Origin of the sequence: Chitinophaga sancti (assembly GCF_034424315.1) — a bacterium.
Taxonomy (GTDB): Bacteria; Bacteroidota; Bacteroidia; order Chitinophagales; family Chitinophagaceae; genus Chitinophaga; species Chitinophaga sancti.
In genome coordinates this window covers 1,533,144-1,559,216 of record NZ_CP139972.1, presented here as the reverse complement: position 1 = coordinate 1,559,216, position 26,073 = coordinate 1,533,144, and the positions used below count along the sequence as shown (strand labels likewise).

At 44.0% G+C, this 26,073-nt stretch carries 25 protein-coding genes; 9 read left to right on the top strand and 16 right to left on the bottom strand.

Going from position 1 to position 26,073, the window contains the following annotated elements:
- Nucleotides 1-399: 399 nt before the first annotated feature.
- The 9 genes from U0033_RS05745 to U0033_RS05705 all read right to left on the bottom strand — a co-directional run bounded on the left by U0033_RS05745 (nucleotide 400) and on the right by U0033_RS05705 (nucleotide 8,558).
- Nucleotides 400-585, bottom strand: a complete 186-nt coding sequence (locus U0033_RS05745; RefSeq protein ID WP_245801859.1) for an efflux RND transporter permease subunit — start codon at nucleotides 583-585, stop codon at nucleotides 400-402.
- Nucleotides 572-706 (bottom strand): hypothetical protein, encoded by a 135-nt coding sequence (locus U0033_RS05740; protein ID WP_262487781.1) that lies wholly within the window; start codon nucleotides 704-706, stop codon nucleotides 572-574. The genes U0033_RS05745 and U0033_RS05740 overlap by 14 nt, the downstream gene beginning before the upstream one ends.
- 101 nt (nucleotides 707-807) lie before the next feature.
- The gene (locus U0033_RS05735; RefSeq protein ID WP_072364967.1) at nucleotides 808-3,102 is read right to left on the bottom strand and encodes an outer membrane beta-barrel family protein; all 2,295 of its coding nucleotides are present in this window, start codon (nucleotides 3,100-3,102) and stop codon (nucleotides 808-810) included.
- 195 nt (nucleotides 3,103-3,297) lie between these two features.
- Entirely contained in the window at nucleotides 3,298-4,158 is an 861-nt protein-coding gene (locus tag U0033_RS05730) for a hypothetical protein (protein ID WP_072364965.1), read from the bottom strand.
- Nucleotides 4,159-4,333: 175 nt separating this feature from the next.
- Complete coding sequence (locus U0033_RS05725; protein WP_072364963.1) at nucleotides 4,334-5,479, bottom strand: PAS domain-containing sensor histidine kinase; 1,146 nt, start codon at nucleotides 5,477-5,479, stop codon at nucleotides 4,334-4,336.
- 265 nt (nucleotides 5,480-5,744) lie between these two features.
- On the bottom strand, nucleotides 5,745-6,944 hold the full coding sequence (locus U0033_RS05720; RefSeq protein WP_072364961.1) for a DUF3570 domain-containing protein: 1,200 nt from the start codon (nucleotides 6,942-6,944) through the stop codon (nucleotides 5,745-5,747).
- A gap of 9 nt (nucleotides 6,945-6,953) precedes the next feature.
- Complete coding sequence (locus tag U0033_RS05715; protein ID WP_072364959.1) at nucleotides 6,954-7,178, bottom strand: DUF4266 domain-containing protein; 225 nt, start codon at nucleotides 7,176-7,178, stop codon at nucleotides 6,954-6,956.
- Entirely contained in the window at nucleotides 7,175-8,131 is a 957-nt protein-coding gene (locus tag U0033_RS05710; RefSeq protein WP_072364958.1) for an FAD:protein FMN transferase, read from the bottom strand. Before U0033_RS05710 ends, U0033_RS05715 begins: the two co-directional genes overlap by 4 nt.
- The gene (locus U0033_RS05705) at nucleotides 8,115-8,558 is read right to left on the bottom strand and encodes a thioredoxin family protein (RefSeq protein WP_072364956.1); all 444 of its coding nucleotides are present in this window, start codon (nucleotides 8,556-8,558) and stop codon (nucleotides 8,115-8,117) included. Before U0033_RS05705 ends, U0033_RS05710 begins: the two co-directional genes overlap by 17 nt.
- A gap of 297 nt (nucleotides 8,559-8,855) precedes the next feature.
- Between U0033_RS05705 and U0033_RS05700 the strand changes: the two genes are divergently transcribed.
- Nucleotides 8,856-9,317, top strand: coding sequence for a pyridoxamine 5'-phosphate oxidase family protein (locus U0033_RS05700; RefSeq protein WP_072364954.1), 462 nt, complete (start codon nucleotides 8,856-8,858; stop codon nucleotides 9,315-9,317).
- 18 nt (nucleotides 9,318-9,335) lie between these two features.
- Nucleotides 9,336-9,764 carry a hypothetical protein gene (locus U0033_RS05695; protein WP_072364953.1) on the top strand — a complete coding sequence of 143 codons (429 nt, stop codon included), beginning with the start codon at nucleotides 9,336-9,338 and terminating at the stop codon, nucleotides 9,762-9,764.
- A gap of 137 nt (nucleotides 9,765-9,901) precedes the next feature.
- On the opposite strand, the gene U0033_RS05690 is transcribed toward U0033_RS05695, so the two are convergent.
- The 3 genes from U0033_RS05690 to U0033_RS05680 are packed head-to-tail and all read right to left on the bottom strand — an operon-like array spanning nucleotide 9,902 to nucleotide 14,809.
- Entirely contained in the window at nucleotides 9,902-12,136 is a 2,235-nt protein-coding gene (locus tag U0033_RS05690; protein WP_072365059.1) for a glycoside hydrolase family 3 N-terminal domain-containing protein, read from the bottom strand.
- Nucleotides 12,137-12,162: 26 nt separating this feature from the next.
- Nucleotides 12,163-12,885 (bottom strand): galactosamine-6-phosphate isomerase, encoded by a 723-nt coding sequence (locus U0033_RS05685; RefSeq protein ID WP_072365057.1) that lies wholly within the window; start codon nucleotides 12,883-12,885, stop codon nucleotides 12,163-12,165.
- A gap of 7 nt (nucleotides 12,886-12,892) precedes the next feature.
- The gene (locus U0033_RS05680; RefSeq protein ID WP_072364952.1) at nucleotides 12,893-14,809 is read right to left on the bottom strand and encodes a glycoside hydrolase family 15 protein; all 1,917 of its coding nucleotides are present in this window, start codon (nucleotides 14,807-14,809) and stop codon (nucleotides 12,893-12,895) included.
- Between the two features lie 304 nt (nucleotides 14,810-15,113).
- On the opposite strand from U0033_RS05680, the gene U0033_RS05675 reads away from it, so the two are divergent.
- Nucleotides 15,114-16,166 carry a response regulator gene (locus tag U0033_RS05675; RefSeq protein ID WP_072364951.1) on the top strand — a complete coding sequence of 351 codons (1,053 nt, stop codon included), beginning with the start codon at nucleotides 15,114-15,116 and terminating at the stop codon, nucleotides 16,164-16,166.
- A 72-nt stretch (nucleotides 16,167-16,238) separates the two neighbouring features.
- On the opposite strand, the gene U0033_RS05670 is transcribed toward U0033_RS05675, so the two are convergent.
- The 4 genes from U0033_RS05670 to U0033_RS05655 all read right to left on the bottom strand — a co-directional run bounded on the left by U0033_RS05670 (nucleotide 16,239) and on the right by U0033_RS05655 (nucleotide 19,843).
- Nucleotides 16,239-17,084 (bottom strand): hypothetical protein, encoded by an 846-nt coding sequence (locus U0033_RS05670; protein ID WP_072364950.1) that lies wholly within the window; start codon nucleotides 17,082-17,084, stop codon nucleotides 16,239-16,241.
- 12 nt (nucleotides 17,085-17,096) lie between these two features.
- The gene (locus tag U0033_RS05665; protein ID WP_072364949.1) at nucleotides 17,097-18,140 is read right to left on the bottom strand and encodes a zinc-dependent alcohol dehydrogenase family protein; all 1,044 of its coding nucleotides are present in this window, start codon (nucleotides 18,138-18,140) and stop codon (nucleotides 17,097-17,099) included.
- 11 nt (nucleotides 18,141-18,151) lie between these two features.
- On the bottom strand, nucleotides 18,152-18,556 hold the full coding sequence (locus tag U0033_RS05660) for a response regulator (RefSeq protein WP_177318713.1): 405 nt from the start codon (nucleotides 18,554-18,556) through the stop codon (nucleotides 18,152-18,154).
- A gap of 177 nt (nucleotides 18,557-18,733) precedes the next feature.
- The gene (locus tag U0033_RS05655) at nucleotides 18,734-19,843 is read right to left on the bottom strand and encodes a site-2 protease family protein (RefSeq protein ID WP_072364947.1); all 1,110 of its coding nucleotides are present in this window, start codon (nucleotides 19,841-19,843) and stop codon (nucleotides 18,734-18,736) included.
- A 686-nt stretch (nucleotides 19,844-20,529) separates the two neighbouring features.
- Between U0033_RS05655 and U0033_RS05650 the strand changes: the two genes are divergently transcribed.
- From U0033_RS05650 to U0033_RS05625, 6 genes are all read left to right on the top strand, one after another.
- On the top strand, nucleotides 20,530-21,351 hold the full coding sequence (locus tag U0033_RS05650) for a universal stress protein (protein WP_072365055.1): 822 nt from the start codon (nucleotides 20,530-20,532) through the stop codon (nucleotides 21,349-21,351).
- A gap of 3 nt (nucleotides 21,352-21,354) precedes the next feature.
- Nucleotides 21,355-22,779: a L,D-transpeptidase family protein gene (locus tag U0033_RS05645; RefSeq protein ID WP_072364945.1), complete on the top strand. Its 1,425-nt coding sequence runs from the start codon at nucleotides 21,355-21,357 to the stop codon at nucleotides 22,777-22,779.
- Between the two features lie 29 nt (nucleotides 22,780-22,808).
- Complete coding sequence (locus tag U0033_RS05640; protein ID WP_072364943.1) at nucleotides 22,809-23,762, top strand: 1-phosphofructokinase family hexose kinase; 954 nt, start codon at nucleotides 22,809-22,811, stop codon at nucleotides 23,760-23,762.
- Nucleotides 23,763-23,901: 139 nt separating this feature from the next.
- Nucleotides 23,902-24,333: an Hsp20/alpha crystallin family protein gene (locus U0033_RS05635; RefSeq protein WP_072364942.1), complete on the top strand. Its 432-nt coding sequence runs from the start codon at nucleotides 23,902-23,904 to the stop codon at nucleotides 24,331-24,333.
- Nucleotides 24,334-24,400: 67 nt separating this feature from the next.
- Nucleotides 24,401-25,231, top strand: a complete 831-nt coding sequence (locus U0033_RS05630) for a molybdopterin-binding domain-containing protein (protein ID WP_072364940.1) — start codon at nucleotides 24,401-24,403, stop codon at nucleotides 25,229-25,231.
- A 10-nt stretch (nucleotides 25,232-25,241) separates the two neighbouring features.
- Nucleotides 25,242-26,072 (top strand): universal stress protein, encoded by an 831-nt coding sequence (locus U0033_RS05625; RefSeq protein ID WP_072364938.1) that lies wholly within the window; start codon nucleotides 25,242-25,244, stop codon nucleotides 26,070-26,072.
- Nucleotide 26,073 lies beyond the last annotated feature (1 nt).

The window sequence follows — 26,073 nt, the reverse complement described above, 5'->3', positions numbered from 1 at the left end:
GTTGCCATTTTCTGAAGGGCAGTAATGGGTATTTTCTGCTCAGACTCAAACTCCTCATCATCTGTAAACACCGATGAAAAATGTTCCCGCTGCCATTTCAGACTGGTCTCAAACCCTTTATTTATCCCAGTGGCGTATCAGGCTTGTCTCAAACCCTTTGTCCATACCAGTGGCATATAAACTTGCCTGTGACGGATTGTTGTAGCATCGGGCAACCAGATAAAAAGATTGCAGTATAACCATTTTTTTTTGAAGAAAGTTTCACTTAGTTTCGAAAGAATGGATTATGTGAGCCAGGTAGAAATGACAGCTGCTGTTACTTTGACTGCTTCAGCATCCAGCATCTTAATAAACCGGGCAGTACGAGGAGGAGCAGAGGCAGGCCGGCTATCCCCCCAATTACAGCGATTGACAGGGGGGGGGCTGCATCTGGGCGCCCATGCCTATCCCCAGGGCCAGCGGCATCAGTGCCAATATGGCGCCAATTGCTGTCATCAGTTTAGGCCGTAGTCTTAATGCGATCGCATAGTTGATGGCTGTATCCACATCATTATGCTGTTGCAGGTTATGTTTAAACTGGTTCACTGTGAAGATGGCATTTTCTGCAATGATCCCAACTATCATAATATTCCTCCAGGTGCTGTTGTGCATATCCATTGGTTCCTGCCAGGATGATCCCCAGCAGGATCAGAAATTGCTTCCACATGAACGATGAATTTGAAGCAGCAAAGCTATCGGGCGATTCTGGGCAAATATTGGATTAGGGCCAGTGTTAGCTGAATATTATCCATGCCTTCCTGTTATAAATTACATGGCTGGTGGGTTGTTTAAATAGTCTTCTCCGGGTTCCTTTTCTTTTTTGAATTGCAGTTTACCAAACTTGTACGTCATACTAATCCCGAATGAACGATAAGGCACCATACGGAGGTAGGTACCTGTATAGTTTGCAGTACTGAGCGTGGTGAGCTGACGGATGTATTGATTAAATGGATTGGTCGCTGTGAGGCCAATACTGGCGTTCTTGTGCCAGAAGAGTTTTCTGAATGCGAATGTATAATTAATCACTTCCGGAACACGCCCCTGTATACTGTTCCACGCAGAGCGGTATTCTCCGAATGCTTCCGCAACGAGATCATTCGGGAAGGAATAGGCAGCATTCAGATTCAGTCGCCAGCTGAGACCATCCGTTTTATTTCCATTGTCAAGATGGTTCACCACGTGTTTATTAAATACCATCATGTTCTCACGAATGTTCAGGCGTTTTGTAACTGGCAGGGAGCTGGTAATGATCAGGCCTGTGTTATATTCCTCGCCAATGTTTACGCGCGTAGTGAGGGCTACATTTTTATACAGGGAGTCGCCTACCTGGTAGCTGGGATAGTAGGCCGTATAGCTCTTCAGGTCATTTGTATTGATCCTTTCGGTGACGGCCAGGTAGATGTTTCCACCAGATTTAAAATTACGGCTGTAACCCAGTTCTGTGTTATTGCCTATTTCTGGTTTCAGGTAGGGATTGCCCATGGTAATATTGTAGGGGTCACTCAGGTTTACAAATGGATTCAGCTCCTTGTCAGGTCTTTCTATACGGCGGCTGAAGCCTAATTTGATCGTTTGGTCTTCACCGATTTTACGTGAGATGTTCAGCGAAGGCAGGAACTCACCATAAGAAGGGATATTGCCCATAGCGATGGTGGTGTATTCGTAGCGGCCGCCTGCTACCACATTTAAAGTGTGGAAGAGCGAAAATTTGGCAGAGATATAGGCTGCATAGATGTTCATGCGGTAGTCGAATACATAGGATTGGGTGGTATCCGGCAGGGAAGTGGCAGTGTTGTTGAAATGATGGAGGATGACTTTTGCCCCGCTTTCGACAGAAAAGTTTTCATTGAAGGGATGCGAATAATCTATTGAGAAATTATGCTGCAGATCAGTGCCGGGTGTCCAGCTACGGGTATTGCCCTGAACAAAACTGGTATATGGGTTACCGTTACTGCCGCTGTAAAGCAGGAACAGCTCGCCGGTATTAAGTTGTTGTCGATAGCCAAGGTTCCAGTCCAGGGAGCCGGTATGATTGCGGGTATCTGATGTGAAATAGATATCGCCGGGTTGCTGGTAGGTGCTGGCAATGGAGTGGTTGCCGAAATAGCTGTAAGACAGGCCGCCTGTGAGCTTGCCATAGTCAAAACCCAGTCCGGTCTGGTAGGCCTTCCTGCTAAAATCGGTATTTGTTTCCTGTGTTAATTTAGTTGCTGTATCGTAGGTATAACGGGTGCGGGTAGACGGTGTATGGGAACTGAGTTGTTCATTGCCGCTGAAGAACACATTCATGCCAAATTTATTCTTCCTGAAATTCAGGTTTAGGGAGCCGTTTTCCAGGCGGGTGCCGGCACTGAGGGCAATGTTGCCATTCATACCCTGCATGGGATTATCTTTCAGGATGATGTTGATGATTCCCCCGGTTCCCTGTGCATCGTATTTTGCACCGGGGCTGGTAATGGCTTCTATACTTTTGATCTGGCTGGCAGGAATGGCGGCCAATGCATCTGCCAGGCTGTTGCCAAACATGGAGGAGGGTTTTCCATTGATGAGGAAACGGATGTTTGAATTGCCCTGTAATTCTACATTTCCATCAATATCGACTGTGACCTGTGGTACTTTTTTTAGTACGTCGGTGGCTACGCCTCCCTGCGAGGTAATATCTGTAGCCACGTTGTATACCACGCGGTCAGTTTTGTTTTCGATGGTGGGGGCGCGGGAGTTAACCACTACTTCATTGAGGGATTTACCCACAGCTACCATATAGATGGTGCCCAGGTCATGGGGGGCATTGATCCCTTTCAGTTCCTGGCGGGTATAACCAATAAAATCGATAGTAATATTATAGCTGCCTTTTTTCAGGTTGCTGACTTCAAAAACCCCCTGCTCATTGGCGACGGTGCCATTTACAATTTTACCACTAAGCGGGTCATTTACAATGATCGTGGCATAGGCAACGGGTTGGTGATTGTCTTTGTTAAGTACGATCCCTTTTATTTTATGCTGGCCAAATGAATAAGTCCATCCTGATAGTAATAAGATGGCTAAGACCGGTAATAACTTCATATACACGAGTTGAGTTTACTCGTGCAAAAGTGAAAGGCTATTCTGTAGACAAATTGTATTAATGAAAAAAAATTGTGGGAAGGGTTTGAGGTTGTACCAAAAGTGGAGTTATCCGGAATTAGTTCGGGTAACTGATGGAGCGCATTTTATCTTGATGAAATGCGCTCCATCAGGCTACTTTTGATACCACCTCGTTTATGCGGTCGCCAGTTTTGTTCGTTTCTCCAGCAATGATACGCCGAAGAGCACCACGAAGATGACCAGTGTTAAACTCATTTCGAACCAGTATTCATACGGTTTTACCCAGATCTCGTTCAGGATATTCCATCTCCCCATGATCTCCACGAAATTCCAGAATATCACGACAGTAGGGATGGCATAGCGGATGGCATATCCCATTTGTTTTATCCTGAACAGGTTGCGGAGCAGGAAGAGTGACCATAACAATGATCCGAAAGCTATGAGGTAGGTAACGGGATGACGGTCGCCCAGGAGGGCCTGGTCATAGGAGAATAGTAATACCAGGTAGAATGTCCAGAGTAAGGCGATTAATTCTACTGTGGTGATGACGGCAAAGTTCTTTTGTGTTTTAATAGGTTGGTTGCGGGGAACGGGAATCCGTAAATACTTTTGTAGCCAGGAAAAGAATACGCATCCTGTTTTGGTACTGAACAGGTAATGCAGGATCATGATCACGAGAAAGCCTGCCGATGCGGGCATGATCAGGTATTCTGGTTTGGTAACGACCACCCCGTTTTCGATGAGGGGCTGTACATTGTAGCGGTGTGCAATGTAAACGAAGCCGAATTCTATCCAGCCTGTCCAGATGAATAAGCCGGCAAATAAACCGGCAAAGGTGGCTTTGTTTTCCGATCTTAGCCTGCTACCATAGAGGAGGAGCAGTAAGCCTGCGAACCCTAGCAGGAAGGCGGCCAGGTAAACATGTTCATGGCCAAAGGTTTTCTCCATTACAATCATCAATGCATGGCCGAGTGGCATGGTGAGGAGTACCGTCAGGAATCCTAACAGACCTGTGAATTTTTTCAGGTGTTTCATTTTTAGTTATTTAGGAAAGGACGGGGAGATGAGTGGAGTAGTCATCCGGGTTGGAGTAAAACCGTCTTCGGGGATAAAGGTAGGATATTTGTCAGAGAATTGTAAACAAATTTTAGAATTGTAGGCCAATGAGCTTTCACTCAATGGCCATTCTTGGTGAGAGAAGAAATCCAGCCTACCTGGCAGGCTTGTTTGCAAAAGTCAAAATGAACGTTGTGCCTTTTCCTTCTTCACTTTCGAAAGTGATACTGCCTTTCAGCAGTTTTACATAGCTCGCAATAATACTTAGTCCTAAGCCGGTACCCTGGATACTTGCAGAATTGGCGGCCCGGAAGAAGCGGTCGAAGATATTTGCCTGTGCTTCTGCAGGAATGCCGATCCCATGATCTACGACCCTGATTTCAACCTTAGTGCCAGTACATTCACTAAAAAGGTAGACATTTTCATTTTTGGGAGAGAACTTTACGGCGTTAGACAGCAGGTTGGTCATGATATGCCTGAGCAGCACAATATCGGTCTGGAGGGTAGGATCTCCTGTATGTTCGTAAATAAGGGCTTGCCCGGGGCTGGTAAGGGGGTTAATTTCTTCTATTATATTGGTTAGGTAATCTGTAACGGTTACTTCGGAGAAAGAAGGTTCAATTTTGCCTCCTTCGATCTTTTCAATCGAAAGAAAGTTGTTCAGGATACCGGTTAACAGGCTGACAGCGTGCTGTATTTTGTTGACATGTTTTTCCTGTTGTTCGAAATTGCCTTTCTGTCCATATTGCGAAATCAGGTATGAAGAGGAGAGAATGGCACTGAGGGGCAGCCGGAACTCATGCGAGGCCATCGAGACGAATTTAGATTTCAGCTCGTTTAACTGCATTTCACGCAGGAGGTTGACTTCCATGATCAGGTCTTTGGCCTTAACCTCCAGCAGGTCTGATTCGGCCTTTTTGCGCAGGGTGATATCATTGATGAATGCGGTGACATATTTGTTCCCGTTCTGGAAGTGAGGACTGAGACTTACGTCTACGCAAAAGAGTTCACCGCTTTTTTTGACAGCTTCAAATTCAACGCCATTGCCCATCATCCTTTTTTCGGGATGTGCCATGTATTTATTTCTTTTAGCAGCATGGTTTCCACGATGCGTAGCAGGTACCAGTACCTCAATTTTATTTCCTGCGAGTTCGGTTAGTTCGTAACCAAACATTTTGAGTAAGAAAGGGTTCGCTTTAATAATATATCCGTCTTCGTCAGTTACCATGATTCCAATAGAAGCATGATCGAACAATGCATTCAAGTCCAATTCAGGAGCAGCAGAACTAAAAACATTCATAGAATTATGTTTAACGTACCGGTGTGTTTTTTTAAGGGAAAATAAAGGATAGGATTATTGAGTTAGCTATATTATAAATATATGGTTTGTCGCGATATCTATCCGGGGCTAAAATAAAAAATATTATTATGATTTTTTATTTCCAGCTGTAAAAAAATTGTGAAGGGAGGCATTTCAACCTGCATCATTTTATTTCCCGGACTAAAAAAATAATGCAGGTAACATATGCTACCTGCATTATTTTATGTGGGCGATAATGCCTTGTTTATTTAAATTTCAGGTTCAGGGAAATAATATTCGCCTGCAGGCCATTATTCTGTGTATAGTGTCCATACCTTAATTCCAGCATATTGAAGCGTTGCATTCCGAATACGCCGTGAGGTGGGATCATACGTATACCCGTACCAAAGAAGTGACTATCAAACCCAGCCAGGTCATAATTACTGGTATAATATTCATCTGCGCTGGTATGCGCCTGGTAAGCTGCAAAATATTTTGTGCCGGTCTGGTGATTATACCTGTAAAAAGGTGTCAGTGAGTAGAACGGTGAAAGTTTGATGGAAGTTTCCAGGCTTGCTGTATGCGCATTGATGTTCCAGTTATCATGGTAGTACCGGTAATAGCCTCTCAGCACGACCCGGTCACCCAGGAAGTAATTTGCCCGGATCCCCAGGGGTATTTTCAGCCTGCTATCGGGCAGTTTCTCTACATGTACGCTGTTATCATTGAAGTAGACCCTGTGAAAAGGTAGTCCAAGATAACCTGACTGGTAAATAACATCCGCCAGGAACATGAGCTGGAACCTGGAATTGACGATCTGCGACCAGGATATACCGCCGCTATAGGTTTTCCTGCCTGCGGTAGCATAGTCTTCGTGTTCGCGGTATCCGCCACCGCCACCGGTGCGTAATTCGATTGGGTATACCAGTTTCAGGTTGTCCTGGTAGGTTTGCAGTTTAAGAGAGAATTCCCCCATTTTATTACGGGTCTTTTGTGCAAACATCAGGTTGGCCCCGATAGACTGGTAGTCAAATTCATGAGAGAAAGATAGGCCTGCGCCAAAGGTCGTACCGTTTTTATTTTCCATTTCCCAGGAAATGGAAGGGTAGAAGCGGGTATCGGCAGAGGAGGCAGAGGAGATCGTTTTAGGATCTATTTTGTCAGAAGAAGCGGAGGTATAATGGTCAATGCCTAATTCCAGGTTCAGGGTATGCTTGCGGTTATGAGTATCATATTTCGACAGCGTTACCTGGATAGAATTAGAAAGGTCCGTTAGATTCTGCGAGCCAATGCCCCCGGTTACTGCAGCGTGGTCGCCATCCTGGTGGTAGTAGCTCGAAACGATATTAACTTCTTCGAGTTGTAATTTCCTGTTTTTATAGGTACCGGTATCAGCAGGTGATTGTGCATTTGCAAACAATATGCCTGTAAACATTGCCAGTACAGCGAGGTTCAGTTTTTTCATTGCACAAGTTTAGTTACAGCCACATCCGCCGCCGCTTTTAGCTCCATTAGCCCCGGAGGCGCCTTCCCGGTATGATTCAAAACTCAGTTCTGTCTTTTCTACTTTTCGGTTACCCAGTGTCATTTCACCATCATTCAGGCGGTTCTTCTGGTATTCCTTGACCGTGGTACAGGCGGCAGACAGCATAATACCAATGCCGGCCAGTACGATCAGTTGTGCGCTTTTTTTTATCATCGTAATTGAATATTATCCGAAGTAAATAATTGATGCTGATCGTCAATGATGATACAGGCAATCTGCTTCATCTGGTTGATCATATTCAACCCTGCCCTGATACCCATGATCATGACAGGTGTTGCCATCGCATCGGCGATTTCAGCATTGGTGCTGATAATAGATACGCTTTTGATCCCGGTGACCGGAAGGCCGGTTTTAGGATCAATAGTATGCGAGTATTTTTTGCCGTTGATGATCGCATATTTCTCATAATTGCCGGAGGTGGCAATGGCCTGATCAGAGATGTTGAGATAGGAAAAAGGATGGTGCGTGCTATCAGGATCTGCAATGCCCACGGTCCAGGGCTTGCCGCCTGGTTGTGTACCCCAGGCAGTGAGATCGCCTGCAGCATTGACGATGCCGCTTTGAACACCCCTTTTGCGCAGGAGGGCTTTTGCACATTCAGCGGCGTATCCTTTTCCAATACCGCCAAACCCTATACGCATGCCTTTTTCGCGCAGCATCACTTCATTCGCCGCAGGGTTTACCCAGATGTTCCGGTAATCAATTAAACGGACCATCTTCCGGGCAGTTTCCGGATCTGGAAGCGCTGTCATATGCTGATCAAAATTCCAGAGACTTTTGTCTACCGATCCGTAACTAAGGTCAAAGGCTCCCTGGGTGAGACTGGATATTTTGCCCGCGCGGATAATTAGATCGCAGACTTCTTTATCAACCTGGACGGGGCGTATGCCGGCATTCCGGTTGATGAGGGAAGTCTGACTCTCTTCATGAAAGGTAGTGAGCAGGCTTTCAATACGGCGTATTTCGGCAATAGCGGCATGAATATGTGCTGCGGCTTCCTGTTCATTTTCACATACGACAGTCAGCTCAAAACGATTACCCATGAGCTTAAGCACTTTCCTGAATACCTGGTCGGAGAGGCAGGCGATGTCATTTTCCGGCAGCATGGCAGGCGGTTTTAAGCTGGTCCACAAAACCTTCGGGCGAGGTATTGGGAGCGCCTTCCCAGGTCTTTAATACTTTCCCGTTTTCGTCGAGCAACAGGGTGAAAGGAAAATGACCTTCGGGATTGTATTTGTCCGCGAGGGCATCATTTCGTTTTTGTTGTTCCCGGCTTAACTGGTTCTTTTTGGAGCGGGGAAAGTCCGCATTGAGCAATATTAGTTGCTGGTCGGCAAAGGTTAGAAAGGCGTTCTGCTCAAAGAATTCATTTCTAAGACGGATACAGGGTCCACACCAGTCAGATCCCGAAAAATTCAATAGGATCAGGTGATGGGTGCTTACCGCCGCTTGCCTGGCTTTATCAAAATCGGTTTCCCACACAGGGGAGGCAAATGTCCATAGCCATGACAATGCAAGTAATAATACTTTCATACAACAGGTGCGATTTTTTTCCTTATCAAATGACAATACGAAGTAAAAGGATAAGTCGTGAAAAGGGTGTTAAAGTGCTGATTTTAAGGATATTTTAAGGAATTTTATTTTTAAATATGAGGAGAGTAATTTGTAAGCAGCAAACTGCTGACAATCAATAGGGGTGTGGTAAAATTCGGATTGAATTCTGTAGAGATTCTGAAGAATAGCCTTGCCGCGTGTATCATTTTTGCCTATGACCAATGTTAATGTTATTCATTTAGAATCATCATAACTTATGACTCTAAACATAAGTGTATGATAGGCAAGTTATCTGACCAGCAAATGCAAGCTATCCTGCAGCAGAATATGATGGGCCGGATAGGGTGTGGTAATCAACCAAGAATATTGGTGGTACCGGTATGTTATGCTTACAATGGAAAGGCGATCATTGCACATTCTGCAGAGGGAATGAAGATAAATATGATGCGGAGTCATCCCCAGGTTTGTTTCGAGGTAGATGTGATCACCAGTCTTACGCATTGGGAGAGTGTGATCGTCTGGGGGCAGTACCAGGAGATAGTGGATGAGAAGGAAAAGTTTTACTCCATGAAATTCCTGATGAGCAGGTTGCTGCAATATACTGAATCCGCAAAGGAACATCATGCTGCTGCAGTAGCTGCTGCCGACGATTACGGGCATTTTAATTCAAACATCCGGCCGGTGGTATACAGGATTGCTATTGAAGAGATGACCGGGAGATTTGAATATGGAGATTGAGTTCTTAAAATTGATAATATGAGAGCTAATTTATTTTCTGCCGCTTATGTGATTTCAAATGTGGGCGCCATTATCATTTTACTGCTTAGTATCTGGTATAAAAAGGCGGGTACAATTTTAGTGGCCTTGTTGTTCCTGGCTGCGGCGCTTATTAATGCCTGGCAGGCTATTTATGAGCCGGACAGGTATAATATTTATGAGCTGGTGGCTGCGCTGCCGGTCTATGAATATTTTATAAGAGATGTATTTTTAATCCATATCAAGTTATATATTTTGATATTGATGGTTTTTCAGCTGTTGGTTGGGCTGAGTATTTTGTATAATAAGAAATGGTCGATAGTGGTTGCGGGCATTTACCTGCTGGCCCTGGCACCACTGGGAGCGGGATCTTCATTTCCCTGTAGTGTAATCCTGGCAGCGGCTTGTATGGTTTTGTTTTTTAAGTAATGGTGCGGGATGATGCAGCTTAATAGCGCTGCATGAAGGACCCGTGCGCGGGAAATCCCCTTGCACGGGTCTGTGGGGGAGCAGGAAGGAACCTGGTTTACATTCAACCAGATTCCCGCTATTGAAATTGTTTGCTTTTAGTTAGTCAATTCAAACTCACTATGTAAACGGATATCATCAGAAGAGGAACCGATCATAATGTCAAATTCTCCCATTTCAGATTTGTATTCCAACTTCCTGTCATAGAAGCAAAGTTTACTGTTGTCAATGACAAATGTGATAGTTTTGGTTTCTCCTTTCCGGAGCATTATTTTCTTAAAATCTTTTAGCTCTTTAACCGGGCGGACCACAGTACCTACCCTATCTCTAAGGTAAAGCTGAACAACTTCCTCTCCATCATACTTTCCTGTATTTGACAGGTTGAACGAAACTTCAATGGTTTCATTTTTACCCATTTTAGTTTTGGATAAGTGCAGATCCTTATATTCAAAGGATGTATAGCTCAGGCCATGACCAAATGCATATCGGGGGCTATTCTTCAAATCGGTATAAGCAGATCTGTAAAATGTACAATCATCACACTCCGCAGGACGCCCTGTATTGAAATGACTATAATAAATTGGAATTTGTCCAACCTCACGGGGGAAAGTAATAGGTAATCTGGCTGCGGGGTTCACATCACCAAACAAAACATCGGCAATAGCGTTTCCAGCCTCTGAGCCAAGCCACCATGTATAGAGAATAGCAGGGATATGATCAGCTGTCCAGTTGAATATCAGTGGCCTGCCCGCATTAATGAGCACCACCACGGGCTTTCCTGTGGCCTGGATAGCTTTCACCAGGTCTTCCTGTACTCCTGGCAGGTGGATATCGCTCCTGCTTTTTGCCTCTCCGCTCATATCCCGGCGTTCTCCGATACTAAGAATTACTATATCAGCTTTTTTTGCTGTTTCAATGGCTTCCGCAAAACCGCTCTTATCCTCACCTTCAATGTCACAGCCTTTGGCATAAAGCAGGTTCGTATTCTTTCCAACTTTATTTTTCAGGCCATCCCATTGTGATACTATATATTTTTCATAATCTACATTACCCAGTTCGATTGACCAGAAACCCAGGTTTTGTTTATGTTCCTTCACTAAAGGGCCAATAAATGCAATGGTTTTTAGTTCTTTGGAGAGCGGAAGCAGGTGCTGCTCATTTTTCATCAGAACAATACTCTTTGCCGCAATTTCTCTTGTGGCTTTGGTATGTTCCGGGTTATTCATTTCCACCTTTTCCCGCTTTTCGTCAAAGTATTTATAGGGATCGTCAAATAAGCCCAATTCGAACTTCTTACGCAGAACACGCCTTACGGCATCATCTACCAATGCAATATCTACTTTGCCTTCAGTAACCAGCTGTGCCAGGTTGTTCTTATAGGATCGGCTTTCCATATCTATGTCAGTTCCGGCGGTAATTGCTGCCAGGGCTGCTTCTTTGCCATTTTTGACAAACCCGTGGTTAATCATTTCACCAATGGCTCCCCAGTCAGAAACTACAAATCCTGAAAAGTTCCATTTCCCTTTTAGTATATCCCTATAAAGATAGGTGTTGCCGGTAGCTGGAATACCATTCAGATCGTTAAAGGAGGTCATAAAAGTTGCAACGTTAGCGTCCAGTGCAGCTTTGTAAGGAGGAAGATATACCTCCCACAATAATCTGTCACTCATGTCCACGCTATTATAATCACGGCCGGCTTCAGCAGCTCCATAGGCGGCAAAGTGTTTGGCACATGCCATCACACTGTTTATTGCACCTATTTTATCTCCCTGAAAGCCTTCTACCCTTGCTTTTGCGATGAGTGATCCAAGGTAGGGGTCTTCCCCGGCGCCTTCCATTACTCTTCCCCAGCGTGGATCCCGGCTGATGTCAACCATTGGCGCAAATGTCCATTGCACGCCGCCTGCGGAAGCTTCTGTTGCTGCTATCCGCGCGGAGCGTTTAATGGCGTCCAGATCCCAACTGGCAGCTTCCCCTAATGGAATCGGGAAAGTTGTTTTGTACCCATGGATGACATCCTGCCCAAACATAAGCGGGATTTTCAGGCGTGATTGCAGGGCAATCGCCTGAAACTGACGCATACGGGATACTGTAAAGACATTCAGCATGGACCCCAATTCACCGCGTCTGATTTGGTTTTCTTTATCTCCGTCTATTGTTACTGGTCCGGTAGCTGCCCCATCGTCATTATACTGGTTCAGTTGCCCGATTTTTTCGCCCAGGGTCATCTGAGACAGAAGATTTTCAACTCTTGTGTTGATTTCCTGTTGCTGTGCTTTAATATTAAGAGTTAGAAAAACTGTTATTATTAAGAAGAATAATTGCTTTTTCATTTGAATGATCATCTGTTTATTTATTATCAATCTATTACTGTATACGCTTCACTGTCTACCAGGCATTTAACATTAGGGTGCAACCAGACAAATGATGCTGGCAGGGAGGTTGTTACCCTTTTTGAAGATAGCAGCTTCAATGCTATATCTTTCTTTTTTTCTCCGCTTATAAGGAGTATAATTTGTTTGGCCTGCAGAATTTCTGCCATGCCTAAGGTTAAACCATATTTTGGTCTTTCTCCATCGCCCAGCATTGGATGTGCTAGGGATTGAAGATCAAGTTGGGCAACGTGGCATTGAGATTCCAGAACGCAACCGGGTTCGTTCAGTGCCAGATGCCCATTCATTCCCAGCCCGAGAATACAGATATCTATCCCTCCCAAACGACATAATTCATTTTTGATTTTATTACATTCTGCTTTGGGATCTTCCGGATTACTCTGAAATGACAGGTACCGGTCTCCTGCTATCTTTAACGGTTGGATTAGGTATTTTTGAAGATATGTTTCACAGGTTCCCGGATGAGACATGTCTATACCTCCCCATTCGTCAAGTTTGGTAATATGAAGCCGGTCGAACAGACCGGGGTGTTTTATATATTCTGCTGCTAATTCTTTGTAAAGCCCGGTAGGACTTCCCCCGGTTGCAGCACAGAGGTGCAGGGCTCTTTGACTACAAAGCTTTTCTATGATTATATTTTTTGCTTTTACACTTATTTCATCATAAGAGCTGCATACTTCTATATCCATGTTGTTACTATTTAATTCCATAAAATGACAACAGGGACAATGTATAGGCTCCCGCCCCATAGCCCACCATGGGTACCATGCCTATATACATATCACTATTGTCACGAACGCAATTACACCAAACCTCGATTTCACGTTTTTGGGTAGCTACTTTGTCCATCTGGGATTTATTGCTGATCATTTCAGGAATCGTGTTGTGATTTACAGTGGCTTGTTCGGTGATATAATCAATCAGTGGTTTAGCAGCTTTGGTACTCCCAAATTTCAAATATGCATAAGCAATCCGGAGATTGATAAAAACCCATTCCTGGTTCTCGTAAGGGTCACCGCTTTCGAGGCGGATATAGCCAGGTCGTTCTCCTTTTATTCTTAGTCTTTGATCATATGCTTCCATGTGGGATTTAAAGAGGCTGGTATCGGCTATTAGTCCGTTGGCAAAAAGTTCAAAGGAACCGCCATCCCAATATTCGTGGTCGGTAATATTCATGTCATCAGCATTCCCCTTAAGATATTTATGATCAACCAGCATATGATCTAATATGGCCTGTTTTATTTTTCCAGCGGCTTCTTTATATTTCTCAAAGGGTAGTTCCTGCTTCTTTTGTGCATCACTGAATAATTCTAATCCGCGGGCACAGACACTTGAAGTAAAGGTGTATTGTTTTGTCAATGCGAGGTGATGCTCCCAGGGGCCGGAATCCGCTTTAATGAGATTATTGGATTCCATACAATGAATGATCACATCTGCTACTTTATGTGTGACTATATTATTCCATTTCTTATAAAATGCCCAGTCCTGACTACGGTTCACGTAGTCTAAACAGGCAATCAAAAACAATCCAAAGTCATCATATTCTATATTCGGCCCCTCGTCGTTTGTATCACACTCTTCATTTCCGTTACCAAAATAGCGGGTAAGTGATACCTGGTAATCCATTCCGGGTCCGTAATCCTTACCATCCTTATAGATATAATGCTTATACTTATTGGAGGGCGCTTTCAGCATAAATTCCAGGCCTTTTTTTGCCTCGTTGTACATGCCCAGCCTGGTCATCGCCTGTATGGCAAAAGCAGCATCACGCACCCATGCTGTATGCCATAAGCCCGGGCGTAGAGAGGCCATGATTTGTCCGTGGGAGTATGGAAATATTTCATAATCTGACACCTGCGACATTTTCAGCATCGTTACGGACTGTTCTAAAATATTCCGTTCTTTTCCAGACAAGGTTGAAGGAAATTTACAGTTGTCAATCAACTTCCTCATATATTGTATTTCGGTGTCAATTAATGAGCCGGGAGAAGACATGATATTTTTGACTGCTTTTTTTACAATATTGCCGTCTTTATGCAGGGAATCAGTAAATGAGTATAGAAAATATTTTTCATAGATATCACCTTTATATTGTTTGATAAGGGAACCTGAAAGCGCATTACCCGCTATTATACAGGGTAAGTCCTGTAGGGAGTTTTCAAGATGATCTATGCCTGATACCTGCTTCCCGGCTCCCATTTCAGCATCGAATTTCAGGTTTTCGATTTTCTTTTTTGTGCCCCGGACAACGATATAAAAGACTTTATCGTGGTTCTTAAACGAAGCTGTATAATAGACGCTGAAGTCTTTAAATTCAGACAAAATTACATGTGTGTTCTGCACGTAACCTGTTCGGAGAGGTTTCTCCCCGCTGCTCAGTTTTATGTTCCCTATAAAGGGATTTACATAATGGCTTGAATCAGTATTGGTAAAAATATGTGGATAGACGTAGTCGATACCTCCTGCTTTTTCATTATAGACCGAAACAATGAGGCCATTGGAGGTAGTTAGTTTAAAATAGCTCTGTGGTATGGTTGTCTGTGCATTAACAAATGAAAAGAATAGAAGTCCCCAGGCTGACAATAATAGGTGTATAATAACTTTATTTCTCATTCTCAGTGAATTTGATTGTAAATGCAAGATTTTAAAAATATGAACAATTTTGAAAAATTAGATTGACCTTAATCAGGATGGCCATAAAAAAGGGAATAACCGGGGGCCCCCCACCGGAATATGATCGTATTTTTCATATATTATTAGGGGAATAGAATTTTACTATATTTTTGTACAAGTGATTGCTTTTTATTAAATTAATTTATTCTTTTTCCTGGCGTTTATCAATCAAACCGAACTTGACACATAAGCCCTTATTTAAGTAAAATACACCCCTTATTTACCAGCGTAATTCACCCCGGACATGGCAACTATTCTTGTTATTGAAGATAATCAGGCAATCAGGGAAAATATTGCAGAGGTGCTGGAAATGGCCAGCTACCAGGTGCTGGAAGCAGCTGATGGAAAGCAAGGAATTATACTTGCGGAAACACGTCAGCCAGACCTGATTGTATGTGATTTGTCTTTACCTATCCTCGATGGCTTTGTTGTTTTACAAATGTTAAACAACGAAAAGAAACCCTTTAAGATCCCCTTTATTTTTCTCACAGCAAGAGCAGAACGTGCAGAGATCCGAAAAGGAATGGAAATGGGAGCGGATGATTATATTACCAAACCATTTAATCCGTCAGAATTACTGAGTGCTATTGAATGCCAGTTAAAAAAGGCGGCTCACACCAGGTCTGCTGCCCTGAAAGCAGGTGGGGCAACCATTGATAGGTTGCCCGCAGAAGATACGGAACCATTTAAGAATCTTATCAGGGATCGTAATATCAGGACTTTTAAGAATAAGCAGATTATCTACCAGGAAGGCACCCATCCTTCCTGTCTTTATTTTATCCTGAAGGGATTCGTGAAGGCATACAGGATAGATGAGGATGGTAAGGAGATGATTACGGGGCTGTTTAAGGAAGGCGATTTCCTGGGCTATATCCCTGTTTTGGAAAGGAGCCGTTATAATGATACTGCGGAGGCCATCGACCAGGTTATCGTGTCGGTCATTCCTGTCCAGGATTTTGAAGAATTGATGGGGCAGAAATTTGCCAGGGAGCAGATGATCAAAATGCTTACCCACACGATTGAAGAAAAGGAGCTGCAGTTATTGAGAATGGCTTATGATTCATTGCGGAAAAGAGCCGCAGACACTTTGCTGACGGTATTCAATAAATATAATGTAGCCGGTGATCAGAATGTAGGGATAAAATTTAGCAGGGGCAACCTTGCCGCATTGGCCGGCGTGGCCAAAGAATCATTTGCCCGTACCCTGGCAGACTTCAGGGATGAGCATCTCATTGAGATCAGGCATGGCGTGATCTACCTGCTGGATATAAGGAAATTAAACCAGTTAAGTAATTAGCACTCATTTCATAATTACTTTTTATGAAATGAGTGCTAAGAAATATGGGGGAAGCAGATCCCCCGGATATCATCAATGTCCAGAAGGATGCGTAATAAATACGGGGCCTTTCAGGTTGCGTAATATATTGTCAGCGCTGCTGCTGCTAAAGAACCTGGATACCCTGCTGCGGCCGTATGCGCCGAAGGTGCCTATCAGGTTCGTCTTTTCGTCCAGGTATTCCTGTATAGCCTTGTCTGCCTGCCCGTTCAGTATTTTATAACTGAGATGGGTGTCATATGTTTTCAGGTATTCCTGCAGGTGTTCCTTTTGCGGAATGTTTTTCTCACCTTTCTCACACACGTATAATATTTCGGTATGTTTGAGCAGCAATGCAGGGAATAAGGCCGCAAACTCCCTGATGGCGTACATAGAAGCGTAGGTGCCATTGTAACAGAGTGCTACTCCATTAATCAGGTGTGGGGTTTCCGGCAGCACCATCACCGGGCATTCTGCATGAATGAGTATGTTTTTGACAAAGCCACTTGGGTCGGTGTCATACAGGAATGGGAAAGAGAGGGCTTTACCGATGATGAGCAGGTCGGCAAAGCGGCTTTCGTTAATCACTTCATCTTCTGCTACGCCTTTAATGTTTTTAATTGTACAGAAGAGCCCTTTTTCTTTACAGGCTTTTTTTATCGCTGTATAGTTATCTTCAATTAACTCATGTTTTTCATGTTCACTTTCCCTTATTTTTTCATAGTAGCCTGCTGTAAAGCCTTCGAGGGAGGTGGCAGACAATAGCTGGCTGGCGCTCTTGGTGTCTTCGAGGAACAACAGGGTCAGTGCGTTCTCCTGCAGGGAAGTAATAGAGGTAATGACATCCAGCTGTGATTCCTTAAAGTTTACCGCATCTATTACTGCAAGTATCTTTTTCATTGTATATAGTTTTTAATATTCATTATTAATGATCACCTTCAATGCTTTTTCTTTGGCGGCATTCCCAAACGTTTTATAAGCGCTTTCTATGTCGGAGAGTGTGAACCGGTGGGTGATAAAAGCGGAGGGATCCAGCTTTTTACTGCTCACCGTTTTTAACAGCATAGGCGTTGTACAGGTGTCTACCAGGCGGGTAGTGATCGTGATGTTTTTAGACCACAGTTCTTCCATCGCCAGGGATACAGATTTGCCATGTACACCTATATTGGCCACTTTGCCACCAGGCCTTATCAGCTGGGTGCATAATTCAAAGGTGGCGGGTATACCTACCGCTTCCATAGCTGTATCGACCCCTTCGTAATCCGTAAGTGCCATGACTGCTTCGATCACATTCTCCTGGCTGCTGTTGATAGCATGTGTAGCCCCCATTGATTTGGCAACGTCCAGGCGGTTATTATCTGTATCAATCATGATGATAGCTGCAGGTGTAAAGAATTGTGCGGTGGTGAGTGCTGCCAGGCCTACCGGTCCTGCACCTACTATGGCTACAGTGGTTCCCGGTTGTACCTGCCCGTTTAGCACACCACATTCGTAGCCTGTAGGCAATATATCGCTCAGCATAACCAGGCTTTCATCATTCGTATCAGCAGGTATGTGATACAAACTGGTATCGGCATATGGAATTCGTACGTATTCTGCCTGGGTACCATCTATGAGATGGCCGAGTACCCAGCCTCCTTCCCGGCAGTGCGAATACATTCCCTTTCTGCAGTATTCACACTTGCCGCAGGAGGTGATGCAGGAGATGAGGACATGATCTCCTTTTTTGAAATTGCTGACAGCATTACCGGTTTCTTCTACTATCCCAATTCCTTCGTGGCCCAGGGTGGTGCCGTAGGCAACTTCCTTTACATCTCCCTTCAGGATATGCAGATCTGTACCGCATATAGTCGTCTTTGTTATTTTTATCACGGCATCTGTCGGCGCTATGATTCCCGGTTTTGCTTTTTCCTCAAGGGCTACCTGTCCGGTACTTTTATAAACAAGTGCTTTCATAACTTTAGGTTTTATATGATGTATCCCAGCATATTTGCAGCTAACTGAGAATACCCTGAAACATTATATGGCTTTTCATAATAATTACTTGCACCATTGCTGATGCATTCATTCCTGGTAAGGATGTCGCTGGCGGTGCTCCAGATCACTTTCGGTATGCCTTTTAAACGGTTCAGGGTATTTAGTTTTTTTAGTACCTCTGCACCTGTAAAGTAAGGCATGTTGTAATCCATTATAATGAGAGCGGGTTTATCATAACAGTTATCTTCATCTATCCGGTTCATTAATTCTTTCCCATTTTCGAATACCTGCATCGTGATGCAGGGGTTGATCTGATGAATGGCAGCTACCAATATTTCCTGGTCATCTGAATCATCTTCTACGAGATAGACAAGCGTGTTGGTTTCGTTTTTCATTGTGGCATATTTAAGGTGATAGCTTTTAAGTAACGCTTTTATCGTTATGATCTGCTGCGTCACATTTTCGTATTTCCGCCAGTAAAGTATTTTCATTTTGACTGGTGGCATACTTATTGGCGTAGCGCTTTTATGCCATCAATGAGTTTCCTGCTCCTGTATACATCAGGGCCGGGCCTATTGCCAGTGCCACTGTTTTTTATGTTGGGCCTGCATACGGTTCAGCAGAAAGCCAATGATATTATCCCTGCTGATGACCCCGATTATTTTCTTTGCCGGTGAAGTGACGGGTACAATCAAATCTGCTTTTCCCGGTAATCCGGCCCATACATCCATTATCCTGCTATCTGCACTAATGGCCGGCAGCTCCGGAATTATAATGTCCTGTAAGGCCATGTCTTTCTTTTCGGACAAGAGTTTGCTTAAGATCGTTTCCTTATCCAGGATGCCCACCAGCGCGGTATCGTCCGTCAATACATAATACCTGTCGTTGCCGGAACAAATGGTTGCCAGCACTTCTTCGCGTGCCGCGTGCATATCTATGGTTTTGTAGTCCTGCGACAGAACATCTGACACCGTTTCATCTTTCAGTAAAAAGCTGATGGTATAATTATTCTTTTCAATTGTGGATGTAAAAAGAAGGAAACAGCCGTATAAGATAAATAACAGGTTGCCTGTAAGCAGCCCGGCTATGGTCAGCAGTAGGCTCCCTGCTGTACTGATGGTCAGGGTAAGGCGGAACGCGGGGTATGGTTTGAATATAAAGCCTGCCAGGCCCTTTAAGAGTTTTCCTCCATCCAAAGGCAGGATGGGCAGGAGGTTAATGAGGGTCAGCAATACATTGATATTATAGATGAAATGGAAGAAATTGCCGGCGTGAATACTGCTGATCATATTGCTGAAATTCCAGTATTCGGTTCCTGCAGGTATAAAAGGAATCATGGCCAGGGCGATCAATAGATTCACTATTGGTCCTGCCAGGCTGACCACTACTTCCTGCGTGGGATTGGCGGGTTGTTTTGTGAAAAGGGTAAGACCACCAATAGGCAGTAAGCGGATTTCGCTGATGGGAATTTTATAATAGATAGCGGCAAAGGCATGCCCCAGTTCATGCAACAGTACACACATAAATACGGCAAGTATTTCACCCATCGTCACCAGTGCAATATGAAGAGGTTCCCTGGCGATGACCTGCATGAATAATACCCATGCAATGAACAACAGGAATGTCCAGTGCAGCTTAATCTGAATTCCTTTGATGAAAAATATGTTGATTGAATTTTTCATATGGAATTTATTAAATCGTTAATAAAACAGTTCGCATTTCCAGTCTGTTGGGGTGTAGTTGGATGAAAAGTTACGTTCATTATCAAAGGATAGAAATGATTCCTGTCAAATCAAAAAGTAATCCGGATCAGCAGCGCCCGGATATTACAAAGCCAGTCCGAAAAACAATGCCGGACTGGCCTTGAGATGTATTGGGCGGTGTTCGGGAAATTCTCAATACGGGTACAGGTGATTGTAGCACTCATTTCATAAGCGGGTATTTGTAACCGATAATCAATACTTAAACTTAAATGGTAATTATGAAATGAGTTATAGTGAAAAATGACAAATTGGTAGAATAGCGAATACAATCATTCAATTTGATAAAAAAGAAAGGTAGCAATTACGGTCACTATCTTTCTTTAACGATGAATTATTGGTTATGAAAAAAGCACATATTATATATAAAAGGGATGGCAACAAATTGAACCGACACTGCAATCGTAACTGTGGAACTCGTCGTATTTCTATCCGAAGGTAAGCCCCCGGAGATGGCCGAATCAATGACATTCGTCATTTATTTCGTTGATATTGCGGCCCGGGAAGCTATGAATATCAGGTTTTTCGATGATGAAGATCATTTTTGGTCGTGCCGGATCTTCGGAAATTTAGTTGTTCCCCATTTATTCATTTTTAACTCCACGGCCATGAAAAAAGTATTAATTGCCTTTGATGGCACGCATTATTCGAATGGAGCATATGAAATGGCAAAAAGACTAAATGAACAGGAAAAGATCTTACTGATTGGCGTTTTTCTACCAGCTTTTGATTTTAGTGAACAAAATTATGTACTAGGCGGAGGTGGTATGTACATGCCTATACAAATGGAAATCGATGAGAATAAGTTAGACGAAAATGTTGAGCGCTTTGAGTATGAATGTACCCGTAACGGGATCGAGTTCCGTGTGCATAGAGATCATTCATCTTATTCCCTGCAGAGATTACAACGGGAAAGCCGGTTTGCAGATTTAATGATTATAGGCAGCCAGCAGTTTTACGAGTACCTGCAGCATGATGTTGCAGATGAGTTTATACGGGATATTCTCCATGATGCGGAATGCCCGGTGATCGTTGCCCCCGAGAAATTTGGGTTCCCTGAAAATGTGATCCTCGCCTATGATGGTACCCGGTCTTCTGTATTTGCGATTAAGATGTTCGCCTATCTCTTTGGGGATCTATGTGAGGGGAGTACAACCCTGGTATATGCTACCCGGAAATTGCATAATACGCTACCGGATGAGGACTATATAAAAGAACTGGCAGCAGGGCATTTTAACGGGCTTACATTCCAGCAGCTGGAACTCCGGAAACTAGATTATTTCCATACCTGGCTGCAGGATATTAAGAACCCTATATTGGTGACAGGAGCATTTGGCAGGTCTGGCTGGTCAGATATTTTTAAGAAAAGTTTTTGTATCAGTGATATTCATGAGAATAAGTATCCTGTTTTCATTGCTCATTACGCATAAGGTATGAAATATTGGCTGGCCATATGGGTGCTTTTGTTATGCTTACTGCCACCGGCACAGGGGCAGTCTATACCCTGGCTGTCTGATAGTGCAAACCGGCAGATCCTCTGTGATGAATTTGCAAGGGCATCCCTGTATGGGCTCGATGAGCATGACTATGCATACAAAACCATTATAGCCATTCATGCGAACGTGGGGAGGATAGATTCAGCGGCAATAGAACGGGAACTGACGAACGCCGCTATTGCCTTTTATGCTGATATCGCATATGGCAGCGTGGAAAACCGGGTTAGCTACGATGGCATCAGTTACCAGCCCAGGAGCACACATGTAAGAGACAGTATAGTGGCCGCTATTGCAGAAGGTCGCTTGGCTGACCTGGCTGGCAGACTGGAGCCTCATAACCAGGTTTATGCGGAATTTAAGAAACGGCTTGCTTTACTAGAGCGGCATAAAAACAGGCTGGTTCCTCCCATTAGCAGCAATCTGTTAGACAGTACCAATCGCCCGCTCCTGGAAAGATTTTACCAGCTGGGGTTTACGGACACGCTTGATTATGCTGCGGACGAAGATACCCTGCGGAATACACTCCGGATTGCGCAGCGTACTTTCGAAATGATGGAAGATGGAAAGTTACGGCCAGGGGTACTCGAAGAACTGAATATTCCTGTTGAAAAGCGCTTGTATGAGCTGAGGCATGCCCTGAATACCTGGCGCTGGCTGAATAGTATTCAACAGGAGCAGAAGGTGATCGTAGTCGATATTCCTGCGGCGAACCTCTTTTATCTCCATAAAGACAGCGTATTGTTTTATACACGTTGTATAGTAGGGAAAGCCAATACGCCGACTACACCGCTTATCAGCCAGGTACATGAGGTCATTTTATTCCCTTACTGGAATGTGCCGCATGATATAGCTGTCAGGGAATTATTACCGGCTATTAAGGATGCTCCGCTTGATTACCTGGAATATGGCAATTACCAGGTGCTGGATAAAACAGGGAAGGTCCTGGATCCTGCTACTATCAAATGGCAACAACTGAACAAGGGAAACTTCCCTTATAGACTACGGCAATTATTTGGTTGCGACAACTCACTGGGTATTATCAAGCTCAATTTTTTCAGCCCTTATAGTACGTATCTGCATGATACCCCTAATAAAAGTTATTTCTTATTCAATGGCAGGTATTTCAGCCATGGATGTATCCGGGTGGAGAATGTAGACTCGCTGGCGGCAATGCTTGAACCCGGTCTGCATCCCTTCCTGGAAAATGCCCCGGCCAGGGTTTGTGAGCTGGCCTCTGACAAAGGACAACTTATTTTTCCCCTGAAGCAAAAAGTGCCCCTCTTTATCCTCTATGAAGTAGCCTGGCCTGATAACAAAAGTGAGATCAGGTTCTACGACGATGTATACAATAAAGTTAAATAACGATTTCCTGAAAAACTAAAACCAGTGTTATGAATCGGATTATCACCTTCACATTTAACCCAGCCATTGATAAAAGCACCACTATCGGGCACCTTGTACCAGAAAAGAAACTAGCCTGTTCCCCACCTGTATTTGAACCGGGCGGTGGAGGTGTAAACGTATCCCGTGCAATCAGGAATCTGGGAGAGCATTCTACGGCGGTGTATTTATCCGGAGGTTATACCGGGCGCTTCTTTTCATCGCTGATAGAAAAAGAGCACCTGGATGCTATTAACGTGACTATTAGTGGAAAGACAAGGGAAAACCTGGTAGTGATGGATGTGTCTACCGGACAGCAATATCGTTTTGGTATGCCGGGACCAACCGTGAGTGAAAAGGAATGGCGGCCCTGTCTGGACATAATAGGTAAGAGTTCCGTAGATGATTTCATAGTAGTGAGTGGCAGTTTACCGCCGGGTATGCCTGCTGAAATTATGGGAGAGATTGCAGCGATTGTTAAAAAAAGAAGGGCGAGACTAATCGTGGATGTAGCCGGGAAGCCACTGGAATATGCACTCCAGGAAGGGGTGTATCTTATAAAACCCAACCTGTCTGAATTAGGTGCATACATTGGTGATCCTGGCATCACCGAAACAGAGGTGTACCAGGCAACCAGGCAAATTATTAACCGGGGACAAAGTGCCGCAGTTGTTGTATCTATTGGTGCATCAGGATGTATCCTTGTAACCAAAGATGAACAGGTGATGATTCCGGCTCCGCTTGTAAAACCTGTAAGTACGGTAGGTGCCGGCGATTCCATGCTGGCAGGCATTGTACTGAAGCTTTCCAAAGGAGCCGGATTTCTGGGCGCAGTACGCTATGGAATTGCCTGTGGTACAGCCGCCACCTTACGCCCGGGCACCGCATTGTGTCATATAGATGATGTCGAAAAATTGTTTCAGCAGGTATTGAACAATGCATCCGTAACGATGGCGACATGGTGATGAAAATCAATTTTTCATGTACTCCGGATCATTGTTTTCAGTATAAAAGATAATGTAAATTCATATTGTAAAAAGGCCCTGAAATTTAGAAATCATAATCCCAATATTCTTCACAATTATTAAAAACAAGGAGGTAACTATGTCTAAGGAATTAACTAAGGCAACTTCCATCCTGCCTTCCGTATTTGAAGATTATTTTAAACCCTGGAAAGAATTCTTCGATTTTAATGGCGGTAAAACTTTTACTGCAACCGTACCTGCTGTAAATATTACAGAGGAAAAAGACCAGTTTAAACTTACAGTAGCAGCTCCCGGCATGGATAAAGATGATTTCAGGATCGACATTGACAATGATGTACTCACTATCAGTGCCGAAACAGAAGATGAAGAAGAAACCCCCACCAGACAGGAATACAATTACAGTAGCTTCACCAGGAGTTTCAGACTGCCTGCCAGTATCGTAAAAGATAGGGTAGAAGCAAAGTATAAAGATGGTATCCTCAAGTTATACCTGCCAAAGACAGAAGAAGCCCGAAAAGCAAATGGCACAAGGCACGTGGTAATTCAATAACCGGATTGTGGGTGTCAGTGTTGCCAGGCAGCACTGGCATCCTTTTTTATCTGAAAACCTCATCGTTATGAAAAAGATCTTATTTGTTGCAGATGCACTTGATCTGCATCTCGAAAACCTCGATTTCGCAGGCTATATCACCGGGCTTGCCCAATCAAAACTGCTGGCCATTTTCCTGGAAAATGATGAATCCGAAATGCGTACGGACAGTATGATCAGAACTGCCGCCGTCAACGCAGGATTGAATGTGACAGAGGAACCCATTTCACTGAAGCAACATACCTGTGATACTAATATTCAACGTTTCAAAGCAGCTTGTGAAAACAAGGGAATAGTATGTGCTGTGCACAGAGACAGGGGTAACCCACTGGCAGAACTGATCGTGGAAAGCAGGTATGCCGATCTTATTTTGCTGAATGTAGGTACTTCCTTTACAGCTAACAGGGAAGACACTCCTTCTGATTTTGTGAAAGATGTACTGAGCCATGCAGAATGCCCTGTGGTGATAATGCCACCCAGTTTTGAAGGAATCAACGAACTGGTGTTTACCTATGATGGTAAGGCGGCTTCTATTCATGCCATCAAACAGTTTACTTATCTCTTTCCGCAGTTCAATGACCTGAAGACGGTTGTGATCAGTATTAACCCCGAAGACGTAGGCCCTGAAGAAAGGTATAAATTCCGCGAATGGATGCATGCACATTATAATTACCTGGACTTCCTGTCTACAGAAGGTAATGTAGAAATGGGCCTGGTGGAATTACTTTTTGAACGTGATAAAGCCTTTATAGTAATGGGTGCGTATGGCCGCAATATGATATCTAATTTCCTCCGGCCCAGTCATGCCAATTCTGTTATAAAGGTGATTAGTGAACCTGTGTTTATTGCTCATCATTGAATGCATACTTATGAAAAAGATACTGGCTGTTTTTGATGGCTTAAAGTTTTCAGACAGCACCCTGCAATATGCAGTGAAAATGGGTATTCAGCATAATGCTGTGATTACAGGTGTATTCCTGGAAGATCCGACTTATACCAGTCGCGGGATCTACCAGTTATATAGTGAAAAGGAATATGCCCTCGATAGTGTGAAGCAATTGGTTCGCGAGGACCGGCAGGCGCGGGATGCTGCGGTGGACAGGTTTGAAGCGGCCTGTAAAGAGGCTGGGATCTCTTACCTGATACATCGGGATAAGGAGCTGGCTATTGCAGATCTGATCAAAGAAAGCCGGTATGCTGACCTCTTGCTGATGAACGCCGGTGAATCTATGACCCGGTATACGGAAGATTCACCTACCCATTTTGTACGGGAAATACTTGCAGGTACAAAATGCCCGGTACTGGTGCTGCCCCAGCATTTTGCTGATATTAAAAGAGTGTATTGGTTATTTGATGGCTCACCGGTGTCTATCCATGCCTTTAAAATGTTCAGCTATTTATTACCTGTTTTGAGCGGGTTGCCCTTTGATGTGATAAGTGCAGATCTGCCGGAAACAGTCCGGTATAATGAAATGGTAAAAGAACTGGTTTCCCTGCATGCACCGCAGGCTCGGTATCACTATTTAAAAGGGCAGGCGGAACTGGAAATACCCCTCTTTATGCGCAAACAGGAGAAAGAATCCCTGATCATACTGGGGGCTTACCAGCGTAGTGCTTTGTCTATGGTTTTTAAGGCGAGTATGGCAGACATCCTGGTAAAAGAACATCAATGGCCACTTTTTATTGCTCATAATAAATAGT

Excerpts from the sequence above, each read along its gene's own strand:
- U0033_RS05735 (WP_072364967.1), bottom strand. The coding sequence starts at position 3,102 with ATGAAGTTATTACCGGTCTTAGCCATCTTATTACTATCAGGATGGACT.
- U0033_RS05645 (WP_072364945.1), top strand. The coding sequence starts at position 21,355 with ATGAAATATTGGCTGGCCATATGGGTGCTTTTGTTATGCTTACTGCCA.
- U0033_RS05730 (WP_072364965.1), bottom strand. The coding sequence starts at position 4,158 with ATGAAACACCTGAAAAAATTCACAGGTCTGTTAGGATTCCTGACGGTA.
- U0033_RS05715 (WP_072364959.1), bottom strand. The coding sequence starts at position 7,178 with ATGATAAAAAAAAGCGCACAACTGATCGTACTGGCCGGCATTGGTATT.
- U0033_RS05690 (WP_072365059.1), bottom strand. The coding sequence starts at position 12,136 with ATGAAAAAGCAATTATTCTTCTTAATAATAACAGTTTTTCTAACTCTT.
- U0033_RS05685 (WP_072365057.1), bottom strand. The coding sequence starts at position 12,885 with ATGGATATAGAAGTATGCAGCTCTTATGATGAAATAAGTGTAAAAGCA.
- U0033_RS05625 (WP_072364938.1), top strand. The coding sequence starts at position 25,242 with ATGAAAAAGATACTGGCTGTTTTTGATGGCTTAAAGTTTTCAGACAGC.
- U0033_RS05705 (WP_072364956.1), bottom strand. The coding sequence starts at position 8,558 with ATGAAAGTATTATTACTTGCATTGTCATGGCTATGGACATTTGCCTCC.
- U0033_RS05725 (WP_072364963.1), bottom strand. The coding sequence starts at position 5,479 with ATGAATGTTTTTAGTTCTGCTGCTCCTGAATTGGACTTGAATGCATTG.
- U0033_RS05680 (WP_072364952.1), bottom strand. The coding sequence starts at position 14,809 with ATGAGAAATAAAGTTATTATACACCTATTATTGTCAGCCTGGGGACTT.
- U0033_RS05670 (WP_072364950.1), bottom strand. The coding sequence starts at position 17,084 with ATGAAAAAGATACTTGCAGTAATAGATGCGGTAAACTTTAAGGAATCA.
- U0033_RS05635 (WP_072364942.1), top strand. The coding sequence starts at position 23,902 with ATGTCTAAGGAATTAACTAAGGCAACTTCCATCCTGCCTTCCGTATTT.
- U0033_RS05655 (WP_072364947.1), bottom strand. The coding sequence starts at position 19,843 with ATGAAAAATTCAATCAACATATTTTTCATCAAAGGAATTCAGATTAAG.
- U0033_RS05630 (WP_072364940.1), top strand. The coding sequence starts at position 24,401 with ATGAAAAAGATCTTATTTGTTGCAGATGCACTTGATCTGCATCTCGAA.
- U0033_RS05660 (WP_177318713.1), bottom strand. The coding sequence starts at position 18,556 with ATGAAAAACGAAACCAACACGCTTGTCTATCTCGTAGAAGATGATTCA.
- U0033_RS05640 (WP_072364943.1), top strand. The coding sequence starts at position 22,809 with ATGAATCGGATTATCACCTTCACATTTAACCCAGCCATTGATAAAAGC.
- U0033_RS05650 (WP_072365055.1), top strand. The coding sequence starts at position 20,530 with ATGAAAAAAGTATTAATTGCCTTTGATGGCACGCATTATTCGAATGGA.
- U0033_RS05665 (WP_072364949.1), bottom strand. The coding sequence starts at position 18,140 with ATGAAAGCACTTGTTTATAAAAGTACCGGACAGGTAGCCCTTGAGGAA.
- U0033_RS05740 (WP_262487781.1), bottom strand. The coding sequence starts at position 706 with ATGTGGAAGCAATTTCTGATCCTGCTGGGGATCATCCTGGCAGGAACC.
- U0033_RS05720 (WP_072364961.1), bottom strand. The coding sequence starts at position 6,944 with ATGAAAAAACTGAACCTCGCTGTACTGGCAATGTTTACAGGCATATTG.
- U0033_RS05695 (WP_072364953.1), top strand. The coding sequence starts at position 9,336 with ATGAGAGCTAATTTATTTTCTGCCGCTTATGTGATTTCAAATGTGGGC.
- U0033_RS05675 (WP_072364951.1), top strand. The coding sequence starts at position 15,114 with ATGGCAACTATTCTTGTTATTGAAGATAATCAGGCAATCAGGGAAAAT.
- U0033_RS05710 (WP_072364958.1), bottom strand. The coding sequence starts at position 8,131 with ATGCTGCCGGAAAATGACATCGCCTGCCTCTCCGACCAGGTATTCAGG.
- U0033_RS05700 (WP_072364954.1), top strand. The coding sequence starts at position 8,856 with ATGATAGGCAAGTTATCTGACCAGCAAATGCAAGCTATCCTGCAGCAG.